The 26,751-nt window shown below is 61.0% G+C and carries 24 protein-coding genes and 1 pseudogene; 5 read left to right on the top strand and 20 right to left on the bottom strand.

The annotated features are described in order from the left end of the window. Nucleotides 1-319 precede the first annotated feature (319 nt). The 4 genes from KHO31_RS33500 (at nucleotide 320) to KHO31_RS33485 (ending at nucleotide 2,622) form a co-directional block, all read left to right on the top strand. The gene (locus KHO31_RS33500) at nucleotides 320-793 is read left to right on the top strand and encodes a glycine zipper family protein (RefSeq protein ID WP_201074295.1); all 474 of its coding nucleotides are present in this window, start codon (nucleotides 320-322) and stop codon (nucleotides 791-793) included. A 102-nt stretch (nucleotides 794-895) separates the two neighbouring features. After that, nucleotides 896-1,483, top strand: a complete 588-nt coding sequence (locus KHO31_RS33495; RefSeq protein ID WP_211625320.1) for a hypothetical protein — start codon at nucleotides 896-898, stop codon at nucleotides 1,481-1,483. Nucleotides 1,484-1,571: 88 nt separating this feature from the next. Beyond that, nucleotides 1,572-1,742, top strand: a complete 171-nt coding sequence (locus tag KHO31_RS33490; RefSeq protein WP_211625313.1) for a hypothetical protein — start codon at nucleotides 1,572-1,574, stop codon at nucleotides 1,740-1,742. A 208-nt stretch (nucleotides 1,743-1,950) separates the two neighbouring features. Continuing rightward, on the top strand, nucleotides 1,951-2,622 hold the full coding sequence (locus tag KHO31_RS33485) for a carbonic anhydrase (RefSeq protein ID WP_211625311.1): 672 nt from the start codon (nucleotides 1,951-1,953) through the stop codon (nucleotides 2,620-2,622). 531 nt (nucleotides 2,623-3,153) lie between these two features. Here the strand turns inward: KHO31_RS33485 and KHO31_RS33480 are convergent. The 19 genes from KHO31_RS33480 to KHO31_RS33390 form a co-directional block, all read right to left on the bottom strand. After that, complete coding sequence (locus tag KHO31_RS33480) at nucleotides 3,154-3,411, bottom strand: RNA recognition motif domain-containing protein (RefSeq protein WP_211625309.1); 258 nt, start codon at nucleotides 3,409-3,411, stop codon at nucleotides 3,154-3,156. 40 nt (nucleotides 3,412-3,451) lie between these two features. Then, nucleotides 3,452-4,039, bottom strand: coding sequence for a PqiC family protein (locus tag KHO31_RS33475; RefSeq protein WP_201074291.1), 588 nt, complete (start codon nucleotides 4,037-4,039; stop codon nucleotides 3,452-3,454). After that, nucleotides 4,036-5,655: a PqiB family protein gene (locus tag KHO31_RS33470; protein ID WP_211625307.1), complete on the bottom strand. Its 1,620-nt coding sequence runs from the start codon at nucleotides 5,653-5,655 to the stop codon at nucleotides 4,036-4,038. Before KHO31_RS33470 ends, KHO31_RS33475 begins: the two co-directional genes overlap by 4 nt. Then, nucleotides 5,639-6,925, bottom strand: coding sequence for a paraquat-inducible protein A (locus tag KHO31_RS33465; protein WP_201074287.1), 1,287 nt, complete (start codon nucleotides 6,923-6,925; stop codon nucleotides 5,639-5,641). Before KHO31_RS33465 ends, KHO31_RS33470 begins: the two co-directional genes overlap by 17 nt. Continuing rightward, a complete protein-coding gene (locus KHO31_RS33460; RefSeq protein ID WP_211625305.1) occupies nucleotides 6,922-8,433 on the bottom strand; it encodes an efflux transporter outer membrane subunit in 1,512 nt (503 codons plus the stop codon). Before KHO31_RS33460 ends, KHO31_RS33465 begins: the two co-directional genes overlap by 4 nt. A gap of 1 nt (nucleotide 8,434) precedes the next feature. Continuing rightward, a complete protein-coding gene (locus tag KHO31_RS33455; RefSeq protein WP_211625303.1) occupies nucleotides 8,435-11,668 on the bottom strand; it encodes an efflux RND transporter permease subunit in 3,234 nt (1,077 codons plus the stop codon). Nucleotides 11,669-11,680: 12 nt separating this feature from the next. After that, on the bottom strand, nucleotides 11,681-13,000 hold the full coding sequence (locus tag KHO31_RS33450; RefSeq protein ID WP_407945976.1) for an efflux RND transporter periplasmic adaptor subunit: 1,320 nt from the start codon (nucleotides 12,998-13,000) through the stop codon (nucleotides 11,681-11,683). Nucleotides 13,001-13,016: 16 nt separating this feature from the next. Then, complete coding sequence (locus KHO31_RS33445; protein ID WP_236060752.1) at nucleotides 13,017-13,412, bottom strand: hypothetical protein; 396 nt, start codon at nucleotides 13,410-13,412, stop codon at nucleotides 13,017-13,019. Between the two features lie 212 nt (nucleotides 13,413-13,624). Then, nucleotides 13,625-14,011 carry a response regulator transcription factor gene (locus tag KHO31_RS33440; protein WP_201074281.1) on the bottom strand — a complete coding sequence of 129 codons (387 nt, stop codon included), beginning with the start codon at nucleotides 14,009-14,011 and terminating at the stop codon, nucleotides 13,625-13,627. A gap of 175 nt (nucleotides 14,012-14,186) precedes the next feature. After that, a complete protein-coding gene (locus KHO31_RS33435) occupies nucleotides 14,187-14,810 on the bottom strand; it encodes a response regulator transcription factor (protein WP_201074349.1) in 624 nt (207 codons plus the stop codon). Next, the gene (locus KHO31_RS33430; RefSeq protein ID WP_236071638.1) at nucleotides 14,807-16,048 is read right to left on the bottom strand and encodes an ATP-binding protein; all 1,242 of its coding nucleotides are present in this window, start codon (nucleotides 16,046-16,048) and stop codon (nucleotides 14,807-14,809) included. The genes KHO31_RS33435 and KHO31_RS33430 overlap by 4 nt, the downstream gene beginning before the upstream one ends. Before the next feature lie 708 nt (nucleotides 16,049-16,756). After that, nucleotides 16,757-18,178 (bottom strand): DUF2252 domain-containing protein, encoded by a 1,422-nt coding sequence (locus tag KHO31_RS33425; protein ID WP_211625301.1) that lies wholly within the window; start codon nucleotides 18,176-18,178, stop codon nucleotides 16,757-16,759. 213 nt (nucleotides 18,179-18,391) lie between these two features. Further along, the gene (locus KHO31_RS33420) at nucleotides 18,392-18,772 is read right to left on the bottom strand and encodes a potassium channel family protein (protein ID WP_201074275.1); all 381 of its coding nucleotides are present in this window, start codon (nucleotides 18,770-18,772) and stop codon (nucleotides 18,392-18,394) included. Nucleotides 18,773-18,919: 147 nt separating this feature from the next. Then, entirely contained in the window at nucleotides 18,920-19,942 is a 1,023-nt protein-coding gene (locus tag KHO31_RS33415) for a DUF2955 domain-containing protein (RefSeq protein ID WP_201107786.1), read from the bottom strand. After that, on the bottom strand, nucleotides 19,942-21,069 hold the full coding sequence (locus tag KHO31_RS33410) for an HlyD family secretion protein (RefSeq protein ID WP_211625299.1): 1,128 nt from the start codon (nucleotides 21,067-21,069) through the stop codon (nucleotides 19,942-19,944). The genes KHO31_RS33415 and KHO31_RS33410 overlap by 1 nt, the downstream gene beginning before the upstream one ends. After that, on the bottom strand, nucleotides 21,062-22,618 hold the full coding sequence (locus KHO31_RS33405; RefSeq protein WP_201074270.1) for a TolC family protein: 1,557 nt from the start codon (nucleotides 22,616-22,618) through the stop codon (nucleotides 21,062-21,064). The genes KHO31_RS33410 and KHO31_RS33405 overlap by 8 nt, the downstream gene beginning before the upstream one ends. Nucleotides 22,619-22,636: 18 nt before the next feature. After that, nucleotides 22,637-23,740: an AI-2E family transporter gene (locus tag KHO31_RS33400; RefSeq protein WP_201074269.1), complete on the bottom strand. Its 1,104-nt coding sequence runs from the start codon at nucleotides 23,738-23,740 to the stop codon at nucleotides 22,637-22,639. 314 nt (nucleotides 23,741-24,054) lie between these two features. Further along, the gene (locus KHO31_RS33395; protein WP_201074268.1) at nucleotides 24,055-24,615 is read right to left on the bottom strand and encodes a lipid-binding SYLF domain-containing protein; all 561 of its coding nucleotides are present in this window, start codon (nucleotides 24,613-24,615) and stop codon (nucleotides 24,055-24,057) included. 60 nt (nucleotides 24,616-24,675) lie between these two features. Further along, nucleotides 24,676-25,005, bottom strand: a complete 330-nt coding sequence (locus KHO31_RS33390; protein ID WP_211625297.1) for a hypothetical protein — start codon at nucleotides 25,003-25,005, stop codon at nucleotides 24,676-24,678. A 541-nt stretch (nucleotides 25,006-25,546) separates the two neighbouring features. Here KHO31_RS33390 and KHO31_RS39590 point away from each other — a divergent pair. Continuing rightward, a pseudogene (locus tag KHO31_RS39590) lies at nucleotides 25,547-25,759 on the top strand (transposase domain-containing protein); the annotation flags it as partial. Here the strand turns inward: KHO31_RS39590 and KHO31_RS33380 are convergent. Next, the gene (locus KHO31_RS33380; RefSeq protein WP_236060748.1) at nucleotides 25,687-26,577 is read right to left on the bottom strand and encodes a lipase family protein; all 891 of its coding nucleotides are present in this window, start codon (nucleotides 26,575-26,577) and stop codon (nucleotides 25,687-25,689) included. The pseudogene KHO31_RS39590 and the gene KHO31_RS33380 sit on opposite strands and share 73 nt — an antisense overlap. Nucleotides 26,578-26,751: the final 174 nt, after the last annotated feature.

Raw genomic sequence — 26,751 nt, 5'->3', positions numbered from 1 at the left:
TGCCTTCAGGGACGGCGAACCGGTGCAAGGCGATCAACCGGTTCAGCAGAAACTCGCCGCCTGAAGTCGAACGCTATCAAGCTGCCCATACACCACTCTTGACGATAGCTCGTTGCACATCGCGGCAGGCGGCAAATACGACCTTGGTCCGATTGCGCGAGGTATGACGGGAACGCAATGATGTAAGCGAACCTGCCGCTGCCGCCCCCACATCGTCCGGCGCGAGATCCGACAGAATTGACATGACCGGTGCCGGCTACGGCATCACTTTCAGGCGGCCGGCGACCTGCATTACGGCGGGCTCAAGCAAGGAGTTGCCATGAATAAATTAGCGAAATGCTGCGTTCTTGCCGCTTTAACCGGTTCGATATCATTTGACAGTGCGGCGCAGGGAAAACCCATCGCCTATCCCGCCAAGGGACAAAGCCAGCAACAACAGCAGCAGGACGACGGAGCATGTTATTCGTGGGCCAAGAGCAACACTGGTGTAGATCCGGCTGCCATGGGCTCCGCCCCACCTCCGCCTTCTGGACCGGCGGTGGGCGGGGGTGAACGCGTTCAAGGCGCGGCCCGTGGTGCGGCCGGTGGAGCGGTAATCGGAGCGATAGCAGGTGATGCAGGAAAAGGCGCGGCAATTGGCGCCGCAACGGGAACGATGGTCGGCGGCTCTCGCGCGCGGCAAAACCGCCGGGCCGCCGACGCGTCCGCCCAATCTCAGTCCCAAGGTGCAATGGACACCTTCAACCGTGGCTATGCCGCCTGTATGGAAGGTCGTGGCTACACGATTAAATGACCGTTAGCTTAATGGCGGCAAGACGCGCCTGCGTCATGAAAGGCAAGGCGGCCAGTCAGGCCGCAAAAAAAACCGCTTACCTATGTGTTGAAGGAGAGCAGCATGAGAAACATCAAACTCATCGTCGTGGCGGCGCTCGTGGCTCTCGCGAATGCCGGCTTCGCCCAGACGGAGCCGCAAGTGGGTGTCACGAGCGCACCCGGCAAGGTATCCGTGACTGGAACGATCAAGACGACGTCGACCATCGTGGGTATCGAGCCTGGCACGCGAACCGTCTGGCTGAAGGATGCCAAAGGAAAGATCGTGCAACTCGTGGTGGGTGATGAAGCACGCAACTTCGACCAGTTGAAGATCGGCGATGTGGTCACGGCCGAATACTCACAAGCGCTTACCGTCATGCTCAGAAAAGATGACTCGCCTCTGAGCACCAAGGAAAATAACTCGCTAGAGCGGACACCGCTTGGTGCGAAGCCGGGAGGCACCGCTACCCGGGAGGTCACGGTGATAGCAAATGTCACTGCGGTCAACACTCACACCGGCGTCATAACCTTGAAGGGTCCGCAAGGCAATTCCCTGGACCTGATCGTGCAGGACCCCGACCAGCTCAAGCACATCAAGAAGGGCGATCGGATGGAGGTGGTCTACAACGAGGCTATTGCAATTTCCGTCGAGCCTCAGGCCAGCAAATAGCCTTGCAGGCGTGGGCACGCTTAGGAAGAAGCAGCGCGGTGATCACGCCGGGCGTCGCCATGACCGTTTTGGAAAGCCGCAGGCCGCCATGAACGACACGATGCCCATCGCCATGGCTGCGCAGAAAGCTCATGCGAAACCCGATTGCGCCTGGACAACCAAGCTGGTAGTCGGCGCCCCATTCTTTGGTGCCGACATTGCCGTCCCGATCGGTCGTGCTAAAGAGGGGCTGGCATATCCTCCTACGCGGGCACGCTGATTCAATTGGCCTTTGGTCCTGCACCACAGTCTGTCCATTGACGCGGGGCCCTCACAAGGAATCGGCCATTTAGCGACGACGGAAGCCAAATCGTGCGAAGCACTGCGCGCCGTCCTTGACGGATTGCGGGGAGAGACATCGCTACCGGCTTGAGACGGCGAGCGGATAGCCCTCGCCGGCTAAAGACGTTTTCAGCAGGAGCACAGTTGTGCGCAAACTCATCATGGGGATCGTTGATTTCCGCGAGCGAATGCTTCCCCAGTATGCAGATCGCCTCCGCGAATTGGCGCTTACACAGCGGCCCGATGCGCTGTTCATCACTTGTTCAGACAGTCGCGTGGTGCCAGACCTCCTGGTGTCGACGCACCCGGGAGATCTTTTCACACTGCGAAATGTCGGCAACCTGATACCGCCTGCGACGGCGGATGGGTTATCGACTGGCGATTTCTCTGAGGCCAGCGCAATCGAGTACTCCGTGTTGGTCTTGAAGGTCAGGAATATAGTGGTGTGCGGGCATTCCGAATGCGGCGCAATGAAGGCCGTGCTGACGCGCAACCCAAAACTGAAGGCGCCGAACCTCGATAAGTGGCTATGCAATGCCGACGCTGCCGCCTTTCGCCTCAAACACGCCGGTGCGCTGAACCTCGCGCTGAAACCCCATGACCAACTGTCGCAGCTCAACGTTCTCATACAGCTCGAGCATCTGATGTCTTACCCTATCGTCCGCGAGCAAGTTGCGGCTGGGGTTCTGCACTTGAGCGGCTGGTGGTTCGACATTGAGACCGGGGATATGTATGCCTACGAGGGCGAGAGCAAGTTGTTCGAAGTCATCGATCGTCAGGAAGCCGAGCGCCTGGTCAGACGTCTTGACGCCATTTAATGCTCAGAATTGTCGTTCCGAATTTGTCGCGCGAGTGATGCCACGGATCTATTGGCGTGCCAAGATGTGGTCAGCTGTTGAGGTTGACTTGGGGGGCTCTTACTGCTCGGATCCGTCGCCACTACAGGCACCTGTCGTGGATACCGGCCACGGCGCTTCCTGAATAGACTATCATTTCGGTGACACCCTCCGTGAGAGGCTAGGGAGAAGATCATGATCCGACATTGCGCGGTTTCGCTGGCCGTCGCGGGCAGTCTTGCTGTTTCATTCACGTTTGCGCCTCACGTCATGGCACAGACAGGCGCCCCCGGAACGAAACAAATGCAGGACGCACAGCGGAAAGCCGAACAAAAGGCGCGCGGGGAAAAGAAAAAACCTCACCAGAATGCACAGCCTCAAAAAGCTGGCAGTGCCGCATCGGCATCCGCGCCCTAGTCTTCGCGGTTCCCCGTCGCGGGAATCATTGTCGTTCGCTCCGATTTTTGCCAAGGGCTTCGAGCGCAAGCTGAGCGACGACCCGTAAAACTTTAACTATGTTTCGTCACGCTCAGGAAGAAGCAACGCGGTAATCTTGCGGTTCTTCCAGAACATATTGTGGATGCGCGACTGCAGTGCTCGCAACCCATCGGCAGGCATGTCGTTGAAGATCACCAGCGCCGTAGGCCGCGCGCCTGCGCCGGGAATACGCCGGATCGCACTGCACTGAGGAAATCCATACCGTGTCAGGAACTCGCCGAGTTCCTCATCGGAAATGGGTTCTTCCAAGTTTCCAAGTAGCAGTTGAGCCATGGTCGTCGATCCGCTTAAGCTGCCCCCCAGGCGATGATTTTCACTGACCGCCGCTGGCCTGTACCGCCGCCGCGATATCGCGGCTGACCGATGCGAGCGCGCGGTCATCAGCCTCGACGATCGATTCGAAACCTGAGCCGGAAATGACCTCCTGCGCAACGGTGCGGCCCATGACCGGACGTGCCTTCCCGGGTGGGCGCACAGCCCATTGCACGTCGATGGTTACGTCCCGTCCTGGCGCGGACTCGAAACGCACGACATCGAGCCGTACACGCCATATGGTCTGCGGGTCGTACCATCCGTCGGAAACCGATATCTGCTGCGAGTTCAGCAGCGCGGCAAGGTCAGCGGCAATCACGCGCGCAATATCGCCTTTCAACGGTTGTGCCCAACGGGCGAACTCGTTGACCGCGACTTCGTTATCGCCGACCCGCGTCACGATCTGCGGCCGATCGACAGTGTCCGGGATTGTGACGGGACCGATCACCATGGAGACGGGCCTCGTGGTGCCGAGTTGGGTGAGCGACGGGTCCGGGCTCAATGTATAGAAACTGGCCGGCGGCGACTTGCATCCACCGAGCAATACGGCGACCAGTCCGAGAATGAAACAGGCACGCGCGCGTCTCATGGTTTGTCCCCCGACTTGCCGCGAACCAGCGCTTCGGGATGCTGCGACAGATAATCGGCGAGCGTGCGAAGCGAAACGGCAGTGCGGGTCAGTTCGCGCATCGCATCTTCCGTGGATTGCTGCAGCGACGAATCCGGTTGCAACGCGGAATTCGCGGAATCGAGCATTGTTTGCGCCGACGTGAGCGTGCCCTGAGCTTTGGGAACGACCTCGGCATTGAGCTGGGCTATCAGGGCGTTGGTGGTGCGCAAGGTCGTCCGGGCATCGTTGCCGATTCCCTCGAACGGAATACTATTGAGCTTGGCCAGCAGTCGCGTGACCGAGTCCTGTATCGATTGAAGCGTGCGGGGTACCGCTGGCAGTTCAGGCGGCGACTTGCTCCAGTCTATAGTTGCCTTGGGCGCATCCGGGAAATAGTCGAATGTAAGGTACAGTTGTCCCGTGAGTAGATTTCCGTTCCTCAGCTGGAAGCGGAATCCGTGTTCCACCAGGTAGTTCGCGATACCGCGCGGGTCGTCACTGATACGTCCTCCGGTTTGGCCGTCCTGGTAGCGCGAAGTAAACCGCTCCGGATAGATTTCGATTTCGACGGGGATACTGAAACGTTGGTGCGCTCGGTCGAATCGCGTATAAATTGCCGTCACTTCTCCGATTACGACACCGCGGAAGTCGACGGGTGCGCCCACTGTCAATCCGCGCACCGAATCCGTGAAGTTCACGATGTATTTATCGACAATACGGTCGTGCTGTTGCATGGCTTCAGCACGCGCAGAGTACAGCTCGAACTTCGCGTTGGGCGCGGCCTCGACATCGTCCGACGAGTCCGGCGGTGACTCGAACGCAATACCGCCGATGATGATGGACACGATCGATTGTGTTTCGACACGCACACCGTTGGTATCGAGCGCCATGTTGACTCCGCTCGCGTGCCAGAAGCGCGTGTCGGCTTTCACGAACTGGTCGTAGGGTGCGTTGACGAACACCTTCAGCGTGACGCCCTTGCCGTTCGGATCCAGTTGATAAGAGGCGATCTGCCCAACCCGAAGCCTGCGGAAAAAGACGGGCGAGCCCGCATCCAGCGAGCCAAGCCCCGCGCTCTTCAACGTGAACTCGCGGCCCGGCACGTCGCTCGCAAACACAGGCGGATCTTCGAGCCCGACGAAATCGCGCCGTGCTTTCCTCGCATTCCCTACATCGACGTCGATGTAGGAGCCGGACAGAAGCGTGCCGAGACCCGAGACCGTGCCGCCTGAAATGCGCGGCCGGACAACCCAGAAGCGCGTGTTGTCGACGAGCAGGCCCGCCACGTCGCGCGTGACCTCCGCCTTTGCCACTACGCTTTTGTGGTCAGGCGATAGCTGCACCGTTTCCACCACCCCGATATCGACGTCCTTGAACTTGAGCTTGGTCTTTCCGGCCTCAAGCCCCTCGCCTGTCTTGAAGCTGATGCTGATCTTCTCGCCGCGTTCCAGTACCGCCTTCGTGGCGAGCCAGCCGCCGATCAGTATCGCGACGATCGGCACGAGCCACACCAGTTGCATGCGCCAGCGCGAGCGCGGCACTGGCTCCGCAGGAGGGAAATCGGGCGTAGCAGGCTCGTCATTTGACCCGGACATGATTCATCTCCGCTTCGTCCCAGATGAGACGAGGATCAAAAGACATTGCCGCCAACAGGGTGAGCACAACGACCGCCCCGAACGCTATCGACGCCGGGCCGGCCTTGATCGTCGCCAGTGCCTGAAATTGCACCAGCGCGACCAGCATCGTTATCACGTAGATATCGAGCATCGACCAACGACCCACCAGCTCAATCGCGCGGTAGATCCGCGTGCGCTGCTCGGGGAGCCATTGCGAGTGAAGCTGCGTCGAGATGGTCAGATACACGAGCCCGAGGATCTTGAGCATCGGCACCACGATGCTCGCCACAAAAACGAGGATGGCGAGTGGCCATGACCCGGATACCCATAGATAGACTACGCCGCTCATGATCGTATCTTTCTGCGCGCCGAAGAGCGAACTCGTGTCCATCACAGGCAATATGTTCGCGGGGACGTACAGCACAATCGCGGCCACCAGATACGCCCAGGTACGGGAGAGACTCGCGGGCTTGCGCAAATGCAACGGCGACCGGCAGCGCGGGCACACCCACTTGCCGCCAGATCGCGCCGGCGGGCGGATCAGCAGGCCGCACTCTTCGCACAGCGCAAGCCCATATGAGGACGCCGTCATGGCGGTGCGCCGGAATCTGATAGGAGGTGACTCCCATGCACGACCCGCCTTGGACGCGGCGGTGATGCGCGCCCATACCTCGCGCGGGTCGAATGCCGCCGACGCCGCCGCGAGCAGCAGCATCAGCACCATGAATGACCACAACGCGGTGCCCGGCACCACCGTCGCAATGTGCGCCAGCTTCACGAGCGCAACGAGCAGCCCGAGGATCAGCACCTCGGTCATGCCCCACGGACGCGCCAGCTGAAACAGCCGGAAACCAAAGGCCGCTCGCCACGGCACGCGTCCCAGCTTAAGCGGCAGAAGCAGCCACAGCATCGCGACAGTCTGCAGCACAGGCATCAGAATCGTCGTGAGGCCGACAAGCACCGAGAGCGGCCAGGTTTCGCCGTTGTACAGCACGCGCACCGCACCGGCCAGCGTCGTTTGAACGAGATTGCCGTTGACCGCCAAGCCGACAATTGGAAACACGTTCGAAATGACGAGCAGCGCCACCGCCGCGATGGTAAATGCCAGCGCGCTTTCGGGTCCGTTCGACCGCCCTCTTCGAAGCTCGGCGCGGCACCGGCGGCAGCGTAACGAACTGCCCGGCGTGAGGGGTGCGCCGAGCTGAAGCAGATCGCACTCTGCACAGGCGATGATGTCCCGACCTGTCATCTCGCCTCCAGCGCCATCGGCGGCTCGGTCGCCGCAGACGGGCTGTGCGCGACGGGCACGGCGCTCGCAGGCGTTGGCGCTGCGGGCTGTGGGACCGTCATTTTTTCCGCCTCCAGAACCCAGCCGCCGCCCATCGCCTTGTAAAGGGCGACGATCGAGTCGAACACCGCGCCGTTGGTCTGCGTATAGTTGAGCTGCGCGTTGAACAGGCTGCGCTCGGCGTCCAGCACCTCGATATAGCTCGTATAGCCCCCCTCGTAGCGCAGCCGGGCAAGCCGCGCGTAGGTGCGCAGCGCATCGACCTCGCGGCCCTGGACCGCGAGCTGCTCGCGCGTCTTCTGTAACCCGATGAGCGCATCGTCCACTTCCTGAAACGCGGTCTGGATTGCCTGCTCGTACTGGAGCAACGCCTGTTGTTGCTGCGCTTCAGCTTGCTTGACCTGACCGCTGATACTGCCCGCCGTGAAGATCGGCATACTCACCGAGCCGGCAAATGCCCAGACCCGCGCCGGCCCGGTAAACAGCTTGGAGAAATCCCCACTGGCCGAACCAAACAGCCCCGTCAATGAAATCGACGGAAAGTAGAGCGCGCGCGCGGCACCGATCAGCGCATTCGCGGCCACCAGGTTCTGCTCGGCCTGAAGCAGGTCGGGACGGCGTTCGAGCAGATCCGACGGCAGCCCGGCCGGCACGGCAGGAATCACCAGATCCGACACGGCGCGGCCACGCATGATGTCGCCAGGGTTACGGCCCAACAGGACCGAGAGCGCGTCCTCCTGCTGGGCGATCTGCATCTCGAGCTGCGGAATCGTCGCGAGCGACGCCTCATATTCCGACTGGCTCTGCGCCAGTTCCATCTGTGACACGTTGCCGCCCTCAAAGCGCAGCGTGAAGACGTGGACCGACTCCGCGCGGCTCTCGGTCGTGGCCTTGGCGATCTCGAGCTGCTGGTCAAGGTCGCGCAGATTGATGTAGGACGTCGCCACCGACGCCACCAGCGTCAGGATCGTCGCGCGGCGCCCCTCTTCGCTGGCGAGCAGGCTCGCGCGTGCCGCTTCGGTCTCGCGGCGTACCTTGCCGAACACATCGATCTCCCACGCCGCCGACAGCGTCGGCTGGAAATCGTTGAAGACCGGCGACATCCCCGCTGACAATGGCACAGGCCCAGCCTGCGAGGCACGCTGGCGTTGTGCATCGAAGCTTGCGCCCACCTGCGGGAACAGCCCCGCCCGGGTCGTCACGAACTGCCCCAGAAACTGATCCACGCGTGCGGCCGCGATCTTTACATCCTTGTTTTCCGCCAGCGCAGTGGTAATCAGGTCGTTCAGCACCGGGTCCTGGAATTGCTCCCACCACGCGGTGTTGGCAACCTCGACGCTCTCAGCGGCGGTGAAGCGGTAGGTGGCCGGCGTCTGCACCGTCGGCCGCACGTAGTTGGGCCCGAGCAGGCAACCGCCCAGTCCCAGCAGGATGGGCACCAGAAACGGTAAGGAGGCCGCGGCACGCATGTCAGTCATCCTCGCGTCTGGCCGACGGCTTGACCGTCGGGCCGCCGGGGCCCGCGTCGGGGCCATGTGCGTGGCTGCCGCCCGATGCGCCGCCGCTCGGGCCCGGCGTTTTCTTGTCGCCCGATTTCTCCGACATCGTCTCGAGCAAGTAGAAGAACATCGGGATGAAGAACACGGCGATCACCGTCGCACCGAGCATGCCGCCGATCACACCGGTCCCGATCGAATGGCGGCTGTTCGCGGACGCACCTGTCGCAATCGCCAGCGGGACGCATCCGAGAATGAACGCGAGCGACGTCATCACGATCGGGCGCAACCGTTCGCCCGCCGCCGTGACGGCGGAGTCGTAGACCGACTCGCCCGACTCGCGATTGAGCACGGCGAACTCGAAGATCAGGATCGCGTTCTTGGCCGCGAGCGCGACCAGCATGGTCAGGCCGATCTGGAAGTAGACATCGTTTTCGAGGCCGCGCAGCAGGATGGCAAGCAAGGCACCGAACAGTGCAAACGGCACGGCCATCAGCACGCCGAACGGCAGGCTCCACTTCTCGTATTGGGCAGCGAGAATCAGGAACACCATGATCAGGCCGAACACGAACACGAGTCCCGAAGTGCTGCCGGCCTGCTTCGATTCGTACGCCTCCCCGCTCCACCCAAGGCTATAGCCTGCCGGCAGCACCTCGTCCCCGACCTCGCCCAAGGTGCTGAGCACCTGCCCCGAGCTATAGCCCGGCGCAGCATTGACCGTGATTTTCACGGCCGGGAAATTGTTGAACCGCGTAATCAGATCCGGACCCGTGACGTACTTCGAGGTCACCACGGACTTGAGTGGCACCATGCTATCGGTCTTGCTGCGCACGTAGATCTGATCGAGATCCTGCGGCGAGAGCCGATACGATGGCTCGGCCTGCAGGATGACCTGCCACAACCGGCTCGAACGGTTGAACTGCGACACGTATAGCGAACCGAACATGGTCTGCATTGCGCTATAGACGTCCTCGATCGGCACGCCCAGGGTCTCCGACTTGTCGCGGTCCACGTTGACCAGCAGTTGCTGCGCTGACCCGTTGAAGGTCGACGTCACCCGCGTCAGTTCGGGCCGCGCCTTGGCCTTGGCGATAAAGTCGTCCACCACCTGGGCAAGTTGCGCGATGGTGGCGTCGCCCTGGGCCTGTATCCATACCTCGGTGCCGCCGGTCGTGCCAAGGCCTGGAATGGACGGCGGATTGACCGGCAGGATGATCCCCTCCTTGACATCGGAGAGGGCCTTGTACGCGTCGATCAGTACGGCCCGCGCGTTCTGGGTCTTGATGTTGGCGAATTTGTAGCGTTCGTCGAAACTCTTGAAGCCGACGAAGAACGTCCCCGCGTTGTTCTTGTTCTGGCTGTCAAGCAGGCTGAACCCATCGACCACGGTCACACTGCTCACGGCCGGCTGCTTCATGAAGTAGTCCGTGACGTGCTGCGAGACGTCTCCCGTGCGATCGAGACTCGCGGCGTCCGGCATGACGATCGCGCCAAGCAGATAGCCCTGATCCTCGGGCGGCAGAAACGAGGTGGGAATCGCGCGCAGCATGACGACCGCAAGCGCGATCATGCCGCCGAACAGAAGCAGCGCCACCACGAAACGCTTGATCGCCAGTTTGACCCAATTCGTGTAGCCGACCGTCATTCGCGCGAACGCATTGTCGAACCACTTGAAGAAGCCGCGCTTTTCATGATGCCCCGGCTTGAGCAGCAAGGCAGCGAGCGCCGGTGACAGAGTGAGTGCGACCACGCCCGAGAGCACCACCGAGATTGCAATCGTGATCGCAAACTGCTTGTACAGCTGTCCGGTAATGCCGCCGAGAAAGGCCACGGGCACAAACACGGCGCACAGAACCAGCACGATCGCCATGACCGGGCCGGAGACTTCGTCCATGGCGCGCTTGGCGGCATCCTTCGGACTCAGCTTGTGAACGTTCATATTGCGTTCGACGTTCTCAATCACCACGATGGCGTCGTCCACCACGATGCCGATCGCGAGCACCATGCCGAACAGCGTCAGCATGTTGATCGAGAAGCCGAGTGCGAGCATTCCCATGAAGGTGCCCAAGATCGACACCGGCACCGCGAGCACCGGAATCAGGGTTGCACGCAGGCTCTGCAGGAACACGAAGACCACGATCACGACCAGCACGAGCGCTTCGAAGAACGTGTGGATGACGTCCGAGATGGACGCACGCGTGAACTCCGTTGTATCCATCGCGATGTCGTAGTCGATGCCTTCCGGGAACGACTTCTTCATCTCGGCGAGCGTGGCACGCACCTGCTTCGCCACATCGAGCGCGTTAGCGCCCGGCTGCTGATAGACCGCGATCACCGTGGCCGGCTTGCCCTGGAATTTGCTGCGGATCGAGTAATCCTTCTGGCCAAGTTCCGCGCGCCCGATGTCCTTCAGCCGCACGATGGCCGCGCTGCCGTTTGCGGCGCGAATGATGATGTTTTCGAACTCGCTCGGATCGGTCAGCCTTCCGGTGGTCGTGACCGCGAACGACTGTTCGACCGGTGTGCCGGTCGGCGCCTGGCCGATTCGCCCGACCGCGAACTGCTGGTTCTGGTTGGCCACCGCCCGTTGCACGTCCGCCGCCGTGATGCCCAACTGAGCCATCCGGTCGGGTTTCAGCCAGATCCGCATCGCATAGTCGGGCGTGCCGAAGATACTCGACTGGTTCGCACCCGGGATGCGCTTGAGCGCATCGAGCACATAGATGTTCGCGTAGTTGGCGATATAGGTTGCGTCGTAGCGGTTACTCGGCGAATAGATGGCAATGACCATCATGAACGCCGATGACTTTTTCTGGACCTGAATACCCTGTGACTGGACCGACGACGGTAGCTGAGGCAGGGCCAGATTCACACGGTTTTGCACATCGACCTGGGCCAGTTCGGGGTTGGTGCCGATCTGGAAGAACGCATTGAGCGTATAGGCGCCGGTCGACGAGCTCGACGAGTACATATAGATCATGTTGTCCGCGCCGTTGACCTGCTGCTCGATCGGCGCGGCGACATTGTTGGCGACCACATCCGCATTCGCCCCCGGGTAAGTGGCGGAGACCGTGATCTGCGGCGGCGTGATGTCGGGATACTGCGCGATGGGAAGCGCCAGCATGGCCAGCGCGCCCCCTAGTGAGATGACTATCGAGATGACCGATGCGAAAATCGGCCGGTCGATACAAAAGTGGGAGACGCTCATGTCGGCCGCCCGTCACTTCGTCACAGGCTGGCCGGACTCCCGCGCCGCCAGATGCTGTGGCCCGCCTGGCGGCAGGCTGGCGGCGGCTGGCTGACTGGCGGCGGCTGGCTGACTGGCGGGCGCACTGGGCGCCCCGGTGATCTTGAGCGGCGTGTCGGCTACGACCCGGATCGCGCCGTCAACCACGACGCGATCGCCGGGTTTGAGACCGTCGGAGATGAACCAGTCGTCGCCATGCCAGTCACCCGTTTCGACCACGCGCTGATGGGCTTTTGAGTCGCTGTCGACCACCCACACGAAGTGGCTCTTCGCACCCTGCAAGACGGCGCGCTGCGGCACGAGGATCGCGTTCGGGCGCACCGCGCCGGACACGAGCGCGCGCACGAACTGTCCGGGACGCAACGTACCCTGCGGATTGGCAAACGAAGCGCGCACGAGGAACGTGCCCGTCTTCGTGTCGAACGCCGGATTCGCGAAGTTAATTTGACCGCGCTGAGGAAACACCGAGCCGTCCGCCAGCACGACGGTCACTTCGAAGCTCTGATTGGCGGGAAACTTCAGCCGGCCCTTGGCTTGCTGGTCGCGGTAACCCAGCAACTCGTTTTCGGAGATGCTGAAGTTGACCCACATCGGATCGAGCTGGTAGATGTAGGTCAGCAAACCGGTGGCGGCGGCCGTCACATAGCTGCCGTCCTGCTGTCTGGCGAAACTCGAAAGCCCCGCGAGAGGCGACTTGATCGTCGTATAGCTGAGGTTGAGCTCGGCGGTCTCCACCTGCCCCTGAGCCGCGATCACGGCCGCCTCGGCCTGCTTTTCATTGCCCGTCGCGTCGTCGAGGTCTTTCTTGCTCAAGGCGTTCTGCGCGGCGAGCGGTACCACACGGGCAAGATTGGCTTTGGTTACATAGAGCCTCGCCTGCTGCTGGGCAAGCTCGCCCTTCGCCGTTTGCAGCGCCGCCTGGAATGGCTTGGGATCCATCAGGAACAAGATCTGTCCGGGACGAACCAGTTGCCCCTCGGTATACACCCTCTTGTCGAGAAAGCCGTCGACCCGTGCACGTATCTCGACTTCACGTGAACTTTGCGTCTGCGCGGTGAATTCGAAATCGACCGGCGTATCCTGCTGCACTACCGTCATCACGGTCACCTCCGGCACCGCTGCCGCCGGTCCGGCGGGTGGCTTCTTGCACGAGGCAAGCAACGTGACAGCGGCTACGAGCAGCAGCATTCGCCCAGCGAGCGAGCGCGCTGCACGACGCAGCAGGAACGATCTGGCCAGGGAGCCGCGAGAATTCGGCCGGCGCATGGTGTGGAGGATGGGGACGGTTTTCATCGTGCGAGCCACCGGATCACCGGGTGGTACAGTTGCCGAATAACACGTATGCATTTGCGTTATTCACGATCATCAACGTCATTGAGCCGTCTCCCGAATCGAGGACGAGTGTCCATCCATATCCCAACTCCATACCCTCGATGACGATCTGCTTCGGGTCCTGGTTGACGTTAAGCATGGGTGTCGTGCGCACGGGTCCGACGATCACTTTCTTTGCGAAGTCGAGGGAAAGGAACTTGGGTGCCCCAATATCCTCCGGCAAGGACCGGCTACACGCAACGCCCAGATCGCAGGTGTGCGCTTCAATGGTTGCGCAGAGTAGCGGCTTGCTGCCATCGAAGTCGGCTGCCGACACATTAAATGCAACAACGCCGAGGAAAATCGTGAGTAAAGCGGACCCGGATTTCATCATCTACGCTCCCGCATTTTCTTTGAACGCTGCCGCGCAGCGCGCCACACGGCACGCGCGTCGAGACCACGCACGCACCTTGGGCAGTCCAGCCGCGCGTCCAATGCAAGACTCGCGGTCTTCGAGTTACGCGTTGACTGAGTTCAGTTTGGTAGCTGTGAGAAAGGGTGACAATCAGACCTTAGTCTCATATCGCCCGGCGGGACAAAAGTGCTTCACGGCTGCGGCGTGCGGCCTATCGCCATCTCCACGGCCTTGATCAGAATGGTCCCGTTGAATGGTTTGCGCAGATACGCGGCTGCGCCAGACCCAATCGCGGTTTGTCGCGCCGAAAGCTCGTCGTATGCCGTTATCATGATGATGGGCAATCCCATCGGCGCTAGCCGACGCTGGACTTCCAGCCCGTTAGTTCCGGGCATCTGAATGTCCAGAATCACACAGGCAGGCCGATATGACGGAATCGCCGAGAGCGTATCCAGAAACTCGTCACCACTGGAAAATGTTTCCGCCTCGATACCAACGGAGCGCAGCAACCGCTTGATGGATCGGCAAACCGATTCGTCATCGTCGATCACAGCAACGCTTTGGTTGAGATTGACCATATAAAGATGCGACCGCGCGCCCCCCCATGAGTAGGCTATGCAGCTTCAGCCTAACCGCGGATACCAAGATGGGATATAGGGCTTTGGTCCACCAGGCGCTTTGGTCCACCAGGCGCGCCCCAGCGGACCAGCCCGAGCAGGTCTCTCACGAGATGTCTGGCAAACCACTGGGAGGTTAGTCGTCGTCTGCCGCATGCACGCCGGCCCTTCCCGCAAGCCGAACGAGTTCGACAATCGATCTTGCCTTCATCTTCTCCATCACTCGGGCGCGATGAATCTTGATCGTCTTTTCGGCTGCGCCCAGATCGCTTGCAACCTGTTTGTTCAGCCGCCCCGTCAACACGAGCGCCATGACTTCGCGCTCGCGCCGCGTGAGATGATTGAGCCGCTCCTCGATCTCCGCTCTTTGGCTTCTTTTCGCCCACTCTATGCATGCACGCTGGAGTGCGCGATCTATCGCTGCGAGCATCAGGGACTCGCACACCGGCTTGGTCAGGAAGTCGAGTGCGCCGGCTTTCATCGCATCCACACTCGTGCCGATGTCGCCATGCCCCGTCAGAAACACGATTGGAAGAAGCTGATTGAGCTTGTGCTGTACCTCCAGCCCCGTCATGCCGGGCAACTGCAAATCCAGAACGAGGCAGGCGGGCGCGCTGATCAGATCGGCCCCATTCAGAAATGCTTCGGCACTTTCAAAGCTTTCGACGTAATAGCCCGAGGCGCGCAGTAATCGAGCGAGCGCGGCTCGTATTCGTTCATCGTCGTCAACGATGAAAACACGAGTCGCGGCCTGGCTCAGGGTGCCCGTGGGCCGCTGTCCTGTCGTGAGGGGGATGCACGAGGCAGCGTTATGTGAAACGACGCTCCCTTGCCCACATTGTTCTCCGCCCATATTCGGCCTCCGTGACCGGTGATAATCGTGCGGCTGATCGAAAGACCCAGCCCGAGCCCTTGTGGCTTGGTGGTGAAAAACGCCCTGAAAATCTTGTGCATCTTGTCTACGGTCAGCCCTACTCCCCAGTCTTTCACCGTGATACGCAAGCCTTCATCCGGTTCTTCCCGCACGGTTACCTCGACCACACGTTCCGCGGGAGCACATTCCTTGACCGCATCGAATGCGTTCAGCAGCAGATTCAGTACGACCTGCTGGAGTTGAACCCGGTCGCCGCAAACCATCGGCAGCTTGTTCGAAATGTCGAAGCTGGTGCGAACGCCGCGAGCGATTGCGTCGCTATGCACAAGGAGCGCGATGTCGCGGACGACGCCGCCGACGTCAAGGGGTCGCAAATCGATATCGCCTTTGCGCACCAATGTCCGGATCTTCTGGATGACCTCGTTCGCACGACAGCTATCCGCGATGATATCTTCCAGCGCATCATGAAGCTCCGCTGCGTTGGCCGTCTCCGACCCCATGAATTTCTGTGCCGCTTGCGCATTGAACAAGATGGCGGTAAGCGGCTGCTTCAACTCATGAGCGAGAGATCCGGCAAGCTCCCCCAAAGATGACACGCGCGCGAGATGTTCAAGTTCATCGCGGCTTCGATCGACTTCCCCGCAGGCACCGCGCTCCGGTATAGCCGTGATTTTCAGAATCTGATTGTTATCCATATATTTCGTGATGCTGATTTTCGCCTGCAAACCAAGCCCGTCACGCCGCTGCGCAACCACCACCTGTGTCCTTGAAGCGCCGGAGGTTCCGTTTTCAACGTCATCGTCTTCAACGGTCAAATGGTTGTCATACAAAGCACGAATCGGAAACAGAATTCGGACCGACGCGCCAGCCAGTTCCTCCCTACTGTAACCGAACATTTTCATTGTTTCGGCATTCGCAAACGTAATCCGACTCCGATAATCGATCGTGAGCATCGGAACCGGCATCATTTCAAGAACCTCCTTCAGCGGAAGCTTTGCATCCAGCATCCAGTGCTTGCCGCGGCCGCCTCCCCGCAACCATGACACGCACGCAACAACGTACCGCTTCAATCTCAGCGTCGACTCCGCGATCTCACCCACATCGGCGATGGTCTGCTTGTTCAACATGCCGGTTCACCAGGAAAGATAGGCAGTGGGGCCTGCCTCAATATCATCAAACTGACGCGGACGCGCTTGAGAACCGAACCGCCTCCGGATCGGAATCCAATGCAAGTGGGAGGGAATACGTTGAAAAAACGGCATGGCCGAAGGAGCCAGCGTATTGAAATTGTAACTACGTACATCGCCAGATCTCCGCCGTGCATGAGCAGATTGCTCATCAGCATCTTCAATACAGGCAGATTCAGCACGCCTGATAAGTCAGGTCCCACGCATCGAACCGTCTGGTTCGAGTTCACGATCTAACTTCTGCACCTATCAGCAACGTCACCGCAAGTATAGGCCGCCTGGAGTCATTTACAATGGAACTGCAGTATTTTTTTCTGCGCAACGATATCCATTTGCGAAAAGCGCTTCCGTTTTTTCCGACGCTTTTCACATCTGGTTAATTAACACGATGCCGTCCAGACCGGTTGGCGACTGCGGGCTTCAGACGGATGGCAAACTTCATGCGCGCACGATGATGCTCAACGCAACTGTATTCTCTACAGCAGTCACGGCCCTGGATAGCTGGCACCGCACCATAATTACAATGTCAGTCGTATTGGCGGCGTCAAAAGAAGTGCGAAATAATTACCGGACAAGCTGAGGGCGCTTCTTGCTCGTGACAAGCCAGATGAACCGGGGCGTTACATATGCATTAACCGTAACCATTCATCCGCTAATCAACGCATCGATACGCCCGTCACGGATCGCACCAACGAACCTGCGGTAATCATGCCGGTTCTGCGAGCTATACTCTGTCGCGAATTCGCTAATTGCGTCATCTAAAGTTCTTCCCGAACCCATGTATCCTGCAATCATTGCAGCATCGCCGGAGCGGGCATGCGCACGCGCAAGTGCATGCGCGCACATTCTCGCGTACTGACGCAACATACCTGTATCCCAGTCATCGATCACGGCGGTGATCTTCATATCGCGAAGCTGACGGATATAGAAATCGCGGCCATTCTTTCCTCGTGTCCATCCGAGGAACACGTCGGTTGCGGCCTGCATGATTCGTTGCCCCGCTATCACCCGCTGACCATGATTCGCGTGCAAGCTTTTGCCGGCATAAGGTTCGAGTGCCGAAGCACGCGCCTCCTTCACTTGCAAAAAGATCGGATCGTAATCCGCCGCCATGAAGAGCCCCACGCCGCACATCGTCCCGACGCTGCCCACGCCTACGACCTTGATCGCCATATCGAGAAAGTGAAAGCGGTCGAAAAGAGTACGGGTGTGCTCGGGTAACGTCTCGCGGTAAGACGCGATTGCGTCGGCATAGCTGGATTCGAGGCCAGGGGCCGCATCCGCGTCAGGATGGTAGATCAGCGGTGGCTCGTCCTTGATTCTGGGTCTCGCGCCGTCCAGAGAAACCAGCTTCGGATAGAAATAATCAGGAACCGACCTTTGCCTCTCGGCATCGACCCGCTCGGCGAGGCGCCTGCGCGCTACTTCGACCATCCGCGGATCGCCGTCGCGATCGTTATATTTCTGCAAGTCGATCCGGTCATACCAGACGTCGAGTGCGCGCATCGATGCATAGTCCATCATCCGTTCACGGTATGCACGCACGAGATCCCTGGAAACACGTGCTTCGTCGCTGCGTGGGATCCCGAGATGCTGTCCGGCAATCACGACGCTTGCGGCGAGCCGTTTAAGGTCCCACTCAAAAGGTGCCGGCAGCGTTTCGTCGAGATCGTTGATGTCGAAGATGATATTCCGCTCAGGCGTCGCGAATCCGCCAAAGTTCATCAGATGCGCGTCTCCGCACGCCTGCACGCGGATGCCGCTGGTCGGGGTCCTGGCCAGATCGCCTGCCATCAGCATTGCAGCGCCGCGATAGAACGCGAATGGAGAAGCCGACATGCGCTCGAAGCGGATGGGTATAAGCGCCGGAATGCGGCCCTCATTGGACTTGATGAGCAGTTCGATCGGATCTTCGCGATCCGCGGGCACCGTCCATCCGGCCTGCGACGTTCGTGGCACGGCGTCGCGGAGCAGCCGTCCGTTGTGTGCGCGCTCATCTGCGGTCAGGTACGTTCCCGAGCTTTGTGACGCTGCAATCTTACGGGGATCGCTGCGGGCGTTGCGCATGGTTATCCTCCGCTGTCCGGCTCATGCCGTTCAAACGTCTCAGTGACCTGCGTTTAAGTCTACGGCGACGGCGGCGCTCGGGCAAACGCATTCTGGTCGTATGGCGCCAGATCGCTTGACCGTCTGTTCAAGCTACTAGAATCTCAGGACACGGAACCTGTTCGCAGTCCGACGCGTCCCCGGTACTCACGAATGGCTGCTGATGCCAGAAGCCTAGTCATGATTTGGCGTCCGTTGCGAGGATTCCTGGATAGCGCGAACGGATGCTGCGATGATGATGCCCGTTATCAGCAGCCCCACCAGGCCGAGCAGGATAGAGTCGATTCGGCCCACAGTAGTCGTGGGGATCACGTCGCCATACCCGATGGTGAGCGCCGTAATCGAGCAGAAGTACAGCGTTAGTTCAGGCGACGCCGGCGTTCGGGTCCCCGCCTCCATTGGACCGCCGGCATAGTACATGGCAGCCGAAAGCACGATGAAAATCGCCAGCAGACTGGCGAGAAACACACGCAGATACCAGAGTGTCCTGGCAAACTCCATAAATACGTGGCGGGCCCTCAGTGGGGCATCCGCAGCTTTTCCGGCATTCTCCATGGCGCGATCCTCTTGCGATCAGAAAGCGTCCAGCAACGTGTCCGGCCCTGGAAGGATACGGACCGAGGGCTGGCTTGGCATCACCGTCAGACCATCAACTGCATGACGTTGGCATTCAAACAACCCGTCTCGCACGCCTCGTGCGGGTTACGGCACACGGCGGGGCTGATCGAGAAGCTGGAGCATCAGGCAGGCATAGAGGGTGACGGCAATGAAAAGCCCCATACGCACCGCAAATGCACTATAGACATCCTTTCCCGCCACGCTGTCCTGTACTGACTGCCCGAGCAGGATGATCAGGGTGACGAGACTATTGAGCCAGAAGCCGGGACGGTATCGCTGTGACCTGACGGCATAGAGCCTGCGCCCCAGTAGCAGGCCAAACAGCAACATCCACAGGAAGAACATCCATAGATCCACGAAGAGCCTGAGTGCAAACCAGAACACGATTGCCAGCAGGCCGCCGAACAGCGTAGAACCGAGGAGTTCGCGTGCCGCGCCGCGAGCCGTCGTCGTACAGCTTTGTCTGCCAAGACTGACCGACTTCATGATGATCGGCATGTAGCTGGCTGGATCGGTCAGGGCCAGCACGAAGGCCGGCATCACCACCAGTGCCGCGCGTAGTGCGATCCGGCCGGCCTCGGCATCCGGCAGCACCCGGGCAGGAGGCTGCGCGCGATCCCTGGCGGGTTCGGGAAACAGCCAGTGGCTAACAGCCAGCACCAGCACGGCGAGCAGCAGTCCCTTGACGAGCGCACCCACGACCGTGACGGCTAGTTGATAATCTGCGGTGCCCGCAGCGGAGATCATGGTCAGCCCAGCCACCAGAAAAGTCGCGACCAGATTGTTGCCGCCGCGCAGACCGTAGCGAAAGGCAAGGAAAAGACCCAGGCCGATCAGCAGCACGCCCGAGACAGGGTAGTAGCGCAGCAACGGGATGAGCAGCAGGCCGCAGCCGGTGGTCAACATCACCACCAGCGCGAGGCCAAGCGCCGCCTTTAGCGAAAGCGGCTGGTTGAGCGTAGCGAGCAGAAAGACGGCGAATACCGGCGCGACCACGGGAATCGGCAGGTCGAGTGCGAAACTGGCCGCAAGACACAGGGCAGTGCCGCTCGCGAGGCGCAGCGGACGCTGGCTGAGAGGTTCACGTTCTTTGAACACGGTCGCCATCAGTAGACGTAGGAAAGCCAGCTCATCAGACGCAGGAACACCCGGCCCGGCAGGTTGAGCAGGTTGCCCGGTCTGGGAAATGCCATGACTTCCGCCTGCCCGCCAACACGGATGCCGCGAGCCACGGGTGCCGCACCCGAGGCAAACTCGACAATCACCGGGAAGCGCTGCGCCGGCCGCAGCCAGTCGCGGCTGTTCTGAATGGTCGGCAGGCTGCCTGGCGGCGCGCTTTGGCCGACGCTGACACCATAGCCGATGCTGCGAACGCGTCCTTCGAATATCTCGCCCGGTAGCGCATCAAGCACGATGGCGACCGGCGTGCCGGGCTCGACATGGCCCAGGTTGTTTTCGGTCATATCCGCGCTCACCCATACATCACGCATGGAGATCAGCGTCATCACGGGGCCGCCCGCGGCGGCGAACTGGCCGACGTCGGTGCGCAGATCGGTGATCAGGCCGCCTGAGCGTGCGCGTATCTGCGTATTGGCCAGATCCAGTTCCGCTTTTTTCACTGCGGCGGCAGCGCTGCGCAATTGCGCGTTGTCCGCGTCGCCACCGCCTTGCTGTTCGCGCGCGCGCTCCACCTCGGCACGGGCCGCGGTGACCTGACTGATGGCCTGTTCGTGGGTCGCTCGCGCTACCTCGAGGCGGCGCAGCGAAACGGTCCCCTCATCTTCGCGGTACAGCCTTTCGAGACGTTCGCTATCCTGTCGCGCCTTGACTTCGTTCGCGATGGCGGCGCGCAACGATGCCTGCGCGGAATCGATGCCTGCGGTGCTCGCGCCTATCTGACGCCGTGTCGATTCGAGGTCGGCACGCGCGCGGTCAAGAGCGATCTGGTACTGCAGCGGATCCACTTCGAACAGCACGGCGCCAGGCTTCACTTCCTGATTGTCATGCACGAGCACCCGAATCACCCGCCCCGACACTTCCGGCGCCACCGCGACAACGAAAGCCTGCACCCGCGCCTGTTGGGTGTATGGCGTGAAGCGGTCGGCCAGCAGGTACCAGACAAGGCTCACACCGATCACCGCGGCGACCCACTTGACACCCTTGCCGGCCGGGTCGGCGGCGGGCGCCGGCGGCTCCGGCGGCGGCGTGGCAGGAGGTTTCGGGGTCTCACTCATCGGGACTGCCCTCTGGCAACGCGTGGCGTGTCGTCACGGACGGCGGCTCCGGCGCTTTCAGCAGATCGCCCCAGTTGGTGCGTTGCTCCATCTGTTGGCGCGTGGCCGCGTCGACGAGCGGCTCCCCGCTGTGCCAACCGCCGCCGACGGCCGCGTAAAGGGTAATCAGACTGGACACGGCATTGCCGCGGTTCACCACATAAGCGTCCTGCTGCGCGGAGAGTGCACGCTGGGCATCCAGTACCCGCTGGAAGTCCGAGTAGCCCTCGCGATAGATGGTATTGGCGAGCGTCAGCGAGCGCCGCGCGGCGACTTCTGCATTGTGCAGGATGCTCTCGCGCTCGAGTGCCGTGACGAGACCCGTGGCGGCATCGTCGGCCTCGCGCGCAGCCTCGCGTACGGTATTCTGATACGCAACGATCAGTTCTTGCAGACGCGCGTCCTGTACGCGCACGTTGTTCCTGATCTTGCCATAGTCGAACACGTTCCAGCTCAGGCTGGGACCGCCGACCAGCGCCAGGGTGGCGGGCGCGCCCGCCACCGAAGTGGCGGTCCAGGCGAGGCTCCCCAACAGGGTCACCGAAGGATATAGATCGGCCTCGGCCACGCCGATCAGCGCCGACTGGGCAGCAACCTGCAGTTCGGCGGCGCGAACGTCGGGACGGCGCAGCAGCAGGTTGGCGGGTACGTCCTGCAACACCGCACGGTCGACGAGCGGAATCATGCCTTCCTTGCCCGGCTGTTCGTCCAGTTCGGGCAGCGGGCCAGGCGGGCGGCCGATCAGGACGGACAACGCATGGCGAGCAACCATGATCTGATTCTCGAAATCGGGGATGGTCGCGAGCGTACCCAGGTACTGCGTCTTCGCCTGTTGGAGATCCAGCTCGTCGGTTTCGCCGCTCTTGAACAGACGCTCCGTGATCTCATAGCTACGCTTTTGCAGTTTGGCGTTGTCGCGGGCGATGCGCAGGCGCGCTTCAGCCGTGCGGAAGGCGTAGTAGGTGTTGGCCACCTGGGCGTGCAGCAGCACCAGCACATCGTCGTGATTCGCTCTTGCGGCAAAAAACGCGGCATCGGCCGACTCGATTGCGCGGCTGAAACGCCCCCAGAAATCGAGTTCCCAGCCTACGCTGAAGCCCGCGCTGTATTGCAGGAAGCCGCCGTAGTGCGGGTGGCTTCCGCCGGAGTGCCTTTCATCGCCGTACAGAACGTCGCCGTTGATCTGCTGCATTTGCGGATAGCGCCCGCTCAAGGCAATCCCCAGTTGGGCTCGGGCCTCCATCACGCGCAGGCCAGCGATCTTCAGGTCACCATTGTGGGCGTCTGCCTCAGCAATCAGACGCTCGAGATTCTGATCCGCGAATACCTGCCACCATTGCCGGGCATCGGGCTGTACCCCCTGGACGGTGGCCTGCTCGATAGCCGGGCTGCTCCAGTGTTCGGTCCAGGCCTCGCGCTGGGGATGAAAGTCGGGCCCCAGCTGGATGCAGCCACCCAAGCACACTGCGCCGATCAGCACAAGGCGTTCGGGACGGGCTAAGCGTGGCACGGGGCGACCCTCGTGGCATCAAGGCTGTTGTTCGTCTTGTGACAGCTCGGCTTTCGACCGGTCCTCCACCCAATGCCAGAACAGTTGATAACCCACCGCAAGCACTACCGGACCAATAAACAGGCCGATCACGCCACCGGTGACCATGCCGCCCAGCGCGCCGATCAGCACCACCGGCATCGGCACGTCAACGCCGCGACCCAGCAGCAAGGGCTTGAGCACGTTATCGGCCAGTCCCGCCACAAACACGTAGATCGAGAAGATGATCGTCGCCGCCCCTACCCCTTTGGTGGCAATCACGAAGGCGATCACGGGGATGGTGATCAGCGTGGCCGGCAGTTGCATGATCCCGAGCAACAGCACCCCGAGCGCCAGCAGGCCAGCAGCTGGAATACCCATCACGACAAAACCGACGCCTACCAGCAGCATCTGGATGAACGCGATGCCGACCACGCCTTGCGCGACTGCGCGGATGGTGGCGGTGCACAATTCTGCGATCTTCGGGCCGTGTTCCGGGCCTGAGATGCGTGAAGCAATCTGCACTGCGCTGTGGCTCCCCTCCTCCCCAAATGCCATGAAAATGCCGGCGACGATCAGGGCAAGGAAGAAGACCAGCAGCCCCGAGCCGAGGCTCGTAACCGCTCCCAGCAGCACGACGCCGAGATCCTTCAACTGCGGGGTGAACTTCAGCGCGAGACCGGTCAGATCAGTGGCGGCCTGCAGCCAGAAATCGTACAGCCGCTTGCCCACCAGGGGCCAGGCCGCCACCGACTCAGCCGGCGGTGGAATCTGGAAGCTACCGCTCTTCGCGATGGCCACCGCATTATCCAGCGAGTCGGCCATCGCGCTGCCCAACAGCCAGGTCGGCACAAGAATGATGATGAAGGCAACCAGAACGATCAGCGTCGCCGCATAGCCGTCCTTCCTGAGCACCCCGTTCCGGAGTTTGACCTGCAGGGGATAGAGGGTGATCGCCAGGATCAGGGACCAGACCATCAGGTTGAGAAACGGGAAGAAGATCCGGAAACAGAAAATCGCGAGAACGGCTATCAACCCGGCGCGGATCAGTACATCGAGCAGCCCGCGGGACAGCGCCCTTTCGGAAGTGCGCATCGGCAACATCAGTTGTCTCCTTGCAGGTTGGCACCAGGAATCGGAGATGTATGCCAAACTAGCCAGTCAAACGTGTCGAGCCGGCGCGATGCGATGATCCGTGCCCCTCGGGCGATGCATCTGATCGAGCCGGGACAGGCTCAGCGTGCCAGCATTTCCTGGACGCTCCGCATGCAGCGCCGATGCGTGTCGATATAAACCTCAGGCAACACGCTACCTCCGGCCCGCTCGCGCAGGGCCGCCATGTACAGCGCCAAGTGAAATTCACCGGCGAAGTCATCATCTGCACATCGAACGCGTCGGATATGGCTGTGCGTACAAACTCAGTTCAGGTCTTCGTCCTTGTAGTACTTCGTCCCTTTAGCGGTAAGTTCGAGCGCCAGGCCTGTACTGGTAATCTGATAGAGCCAGACGCCAGGCCCCGCGGCTATCGCTCCCTGGTACGCGCTGCCCGCGTCACCGGTTTTCGCCGCGGCAGTCGCCTGCCCACCCAACGTCCACCCGGAGGTGATGAAATCGTCCAGCGCACGCTCATTCTCAAACACCCAGACCAGTTGGAACTTCTTGACGCCCATGCCCAGGCCGGCCTGGATCTCGGCCATTTTCATGTAGGTCACGGCCTTGGTCTTTTTGTTTACCGCGATGCCCTCGCCCGACCCGCCGCCGGCAAGAAGGATCTTCATGCCGAAGTTGCTGAACGCGGCGTAGCCTGCCGCTGACTCTACGGCCTTGCGCGCCGATGGTTGCGCCCTGTAGAGGGCGGCTAGCGCGCCTTGTGCCGCTTTGCGCACTGCCGCCTGCTTCTCTTCCTTACTTGCGCCGAACGCGACGGCAGGCAGGGTCAGCGAACAGGCCAACGCCAGGATCACCATGCGACGATTCATGAGAGCCCCTGATTAAACTGGAATGCTGCCTCGGTAGTGGACTAACGGTGATTTTCAGACTTACAGGCACTGGTTGATGCTGCTGGTCACACTGCTGTCTGTGCCGCGGAAACCCACCGAAGAACCAGAACCTCCTGCGGCCTGCCGCACGACGGCGGAGGCGCCGCCGGGTGGTTGCTGGCCTGGAACGTAGACATCGAATGCCTGTTCGTTGGCGAGCACGTACTGCGAATAAACGGTCTGCCCAGAGTTGTTTGCCCATTTCACCGCGATGCATTGAGCGACCACCTTAGGGGGAAGCTGGCTTTGGCCGACGGCGTGAACATCTGGTGGTGGCTCGCTGGCGCATGCGGAAACTACAACGACCAACGCGATGAAGGGATATTTCATGTTAGAGACTCCATATCAAATCGCATAAAGCAGGGATGACTTCATCGAAGGCAGCTCGCCAGCTACAGCGCGATAACGTCGATCTAACAAGTGACTCGGGAGCAGGCCAGTACGTTTTGCGCGTGCAGAGTGCTCCTGATGTGCCGAATGGGTCTTGGTCCGCCTGCAGCAGCACAAAATAGTTCGAGCGCCTAACGCGTAAATTCGAGCTATGCGTAACGCGCGGCCATTCAGTACAAGGGGCCTCGATACCTGCAGCAGGTCGGTTGCACCTCGTGTTCCGAATGGCAGTTGCTCCGGCCCCAACGTAGCGCAATCGCATCACAGGCTCGCAAGTACATCGTACTACGCGGGTACCATGACTCAATTGGACTTTAGTCTTACACGGCGGCATGGCAACCGCGACAGTTCTGGTCACTCCGACTCTCTCAGCGGACATTGCCAACAGTCCTGCTATCCGGGCATCTGCCAATGGATGGCTCGCCACCGTTGATCCGCCGACTGCGGATCCGTCAGGTTGCCGTGTGACTGCGACCGCGCGTATCGCCTGATGTTGACGTGTCGCGCATGCGGCGTCGAAACGTATGCATATTTGCTGCATGTGCTGACCGAACGGCTAGAGGGCGCACCGGACGCTGACCTCAGAGACCTGCTGACGTTCGCCGCCAGGCGTGCGCCGTATCACTTCGACGACGTCGCCAGATCTTCCTCCACAAAGCGCAGAAGCGCCTCAGTCAGCGCCTCGCGCGGGTAGGCGTTCTGCGTAACGAACAGTGAGCCGATCGTCGTATGGGTTCGGGCAACCGGCACAGCCAGTGCCCAGTGGTCAGCATTGACGTAGGCCACAAGGGTGCTGCCGGGCACGACCTGATCATAGAAGATCACTTGGCTGTCATTGCGTGCATCGACGCGCGAGAGTTTGTCGTAGCTCGATTTGAGGATCGACGAAATGCGCTCGGGCTCAGGGAACGTCACGAGCGAGTAGTAGCGCAGTTCGGGGGGGAGCGGGTTCTGCGCCATCCATGCCTTGCGCGTTTCGGGTCGCAAGCTTTGCACTGCGCCTCCGTCTCCCGAGGTGCAGGTCGCGCCGGGGAAGTGCCTCAGCAGGTCCGCCTGGTATTGCTCGGCGTCGTTGGCGAGCGGCGAACCGCCGACCGCTCCGGCTACGCTGACTACCGCCGCCACGCGGCTACGGATCTCCGGATACGCGACCACCGCCTCCAGAATGTCCGGAGCACCCTTGGAATAACCGACCAGCACGAGCCGCGATGCGTCTGTGGGCGGTTGCATGGCCATGATAGCGTCGCGAATCTGGCGTGCGTTGTGCGCGGAACTCGACAACCCGCCGACATCAAGCATGATCGCGTCGTATCCAAATTGCTGAAGGTGCTTCGTGACGGTGCCAGGCGATTTCAGCCACGTCTTGAAGCAGTCGTAGCCGATTCCTGGCACCACGACCGCAATGAGGTGCCGCCTGGATTGCCCCAGATCGACAGGCACGTTGGTGCCAGCAGGCTCGGCGCCGACACGTGTAAGCGCGTCTTCGCAGGGACGGTAATCAGGAAGCGTCACGCCACGCGCTTCCAACACCGCACAATAGATCTCGCGGAATCGCGCCCTTTTGTCCAGAACGCCCGCCCGAGATGTCGGAACGAGAACAAGCGGAGGCGTGTCGGTCGAGTAGGGAATGAGTGGTTTCGTGGCGCATGCCGCAAGTGAGAGACAGGTCGCGACGAGAGCGCTCCT

The organism is Paraburkholderia domus (genome assembly GCF_905220705.1).
GTDB lineage: Bacteria > Pseudomonadota > Gammaproteobacteria > Burkholderiales > Burkholderiaceae > Paraburkholderia > Paraburkholderia domus.
The sequence above is the reverse complement of the archived record's forward strand: the minus strand, read 5'-3'. Positions and strand labels throughout refer to the sequence as shown.